Here is a 1,954-nt window from a genome sequence, read left to right as displayed (position 1 = left end):
CGTCCATCTCGGCCCACCACTCGCCCTCTTTGCGCGTCGCCAGCGGCTCCTGGCATGGCATGCAGACCGCCCACCATTCCTGCGTCTTCGGATCGGCCGCCATCTTCGCCATGTCGGCTTCGTAGTCGCTGCCGTGATATTCGAAAGTGCTGAACAGCAGGTTCTCCGGCCGCTTCAGGTAGATCGAATAATTCTTGATGTTGCAGGCGGAGATCATGGCCAGCACGTCGGGCCAGACGGCGGCATGGAGGCGGACATACTCATCGACCTTTTCCGGCTTCAGTCGCAGAACCATCCCCATCCGCTGCATGCCCGTCTCCTATTTCGTGATCGCCGTGGTGAATTCGGCGATGCTCATGGCCTTGACCGCGTCCCAGTCCCAATCGATGCCGATGCCCGGCTCGTCGGGCGCCAGCGCCTGGCCATCCTCGATCCGCAGGCGCTTGCCGGTCAACTGGTCGAGCTGCGGAATGTACTCGACGTATCGGCCGTTCTGAACAGCGCAGGTCAGGCTGACATGCAGTTCCATCAGGAAATGCGGGCAGACCGGAATGTCGAAGGCCTCCGCCGCGTGCGCGATCTTGAGCCAGGGCGTGATGCCGCCGATGCGGCCGACATCGACCTGCACGATCGAGCAGGCGCCTTTCTGCATGTATTCGCGAAAATGGCGAATGGAATAGAGCGACTCGCCGATCGCGATCGGCGTCGGCGTCGAGTTCGACAACCGCACATGTCCGTCAATATCGTCGGCCGGCAGCGGCTCCTCGATCCAGGCGAGGTCGAGTTCGCGCAACCTCGCGGCGCGCCGGATCGCCTCGTCGATCGAAAATCCCTGATTGGCGTCGGTCATGATCTCATAGCCGTCGCCGACAGCCTTGCGCACCGCCGACAGGCGCGCAAGATCCTCCGACCCGTGCGGCCTGCCGATTTTCACTTTCGAGCCGCGAAAGCCCTTCGCCTTGGCGGCTAGCGCATCGTCAACCAGCGCCTGCGTCTCGATGTGCAGCCAACCGCCTTCGGTCGTGTAGAGCGGGCAGCGATCCTTGGCACCGCCGGCCAGTTTCCACAGCGGCAGGTTCTGTTTCTTGGCCCGCAGATCCCATAGTGCCGTGTCGATCGCCGCGATCGCTATAGCGGTGATCGCGCCAATCGTGGTGGCATGCGTGGCGAATTCGAGATCGTGCCAGATCGCCTCGATCATGTCGGGGTCGCGGCCGATCAGGCGCGGCACCAGATGGTCTGACAAAAGCCGCATCACCGACGAGCCGCCGGTGCCGATCGTGTAGCTGTAGCCGGTGCCGACCGCGCCGTCGGAATCGGTGATGGTCACGATCGGCGTTTCCTGGCTGACGAAGCTCTGGATGGCGTCGGTGCGTTTGACCTTGGGCACAAGGTCCACCATCCGAAGGTCGACTTTCTCGATTCTGGTCATGCCGATCAGCTCCGCAATGTCTTTCCGGTCTCAGTGGCAAACAGATGCGCCTGCGACATGTCGAGGCTCATGGCGACGCGCTCGCCCGGCCGGAGTGGCCTCGGGTTCAGCATGCGCGACACCCAGTCCGTACCGTTGAATTCGACGAACACCAGCGTCTCGTTCCCGAGCGGTTCGGTAACGGTGATCGGCAGTTCGATCTGGTGGACGTCTGCCGCGCCACCGGAACTGATGCCATGGCCGGTTGGATAGATGTCGTCCGGCCGTAGCCCGAACACAACCTTGTCGCCGGTCGTGACATTGGCCTTGAACTGAGCGGGCAGCGGCAGCTTTTCGCCGTTGGCGAAAACCATCTGGCCGTCATCGATCGTGGCCTCGTGCAAATTCATCGGCGGCGAACCGATGAAGCCGGCAACGAAGCGGGTTGCCGGCCGCCGAAAGACCTCGTCGGGCGTGCCGACCTGTTCGATATGGCCGTCGCGCATGATGACGATGCGATCGGCCAGCGTCATTGCTTCGACC

Annotated in this window: 3 protein-coding genes; all 3 read right to left on the bottom strand. The window is 62.8% G+C overall.

The genetic code is table 11. The annotated features are described in order from the left end of the window. On the bottom strand, positions 1-310 hold a 310-nt coding region (locus tag EN964_RS33005), incomplete at its 3' end, for an L-rhamnose mutarotase (protein ID WP_164776265.1). Positions 311-319: 9 nt separating this feature from the next. Then, entirely contained in the window at positions 320-1,432 is a 1,113-nt protein-coding gene (locus EN964_RS33000; RefSeq protein ID WP_127270133.1) for a mandelate racemase/muconate lactonizing enzyme family protein, read from the bottom strand. A 5-nt stretch (positions 1,433-1,437) separates the two neighbouring features. Next, a partial coding sequence (locus tag EN964_RS32995; protein ID WP_127277328.1) for a TOBE domain-containing protein occupies positions 1,438-1,954 on the bottom strand: 517 nt, incomplete at its 5' end.

This window comes from Mesorhizobium sp. M7A.F.Ca.CA.001.10.2.1 (genome assembly GCF_003998575.1).
Lineage (GTDB): Bacteria > Pseudomonadota > Alphaproteobacteria > Rhizobiales > Rhizobiaceae > Mesorhizobium.
This window is presented reverse-complemented; position numbering and strand designations above follow the sequence as displayed.

Bases quoted from the DNA above. Each gene is read 5' to 3' on its own strand.
- EN964_RS33000 (WP_127270133.1), bottom strand. From the start codon at position 1,432: ATGACCAGAATCGAGAAAGTCGACCTTCGGATGGTGGACCTTGTGCCC.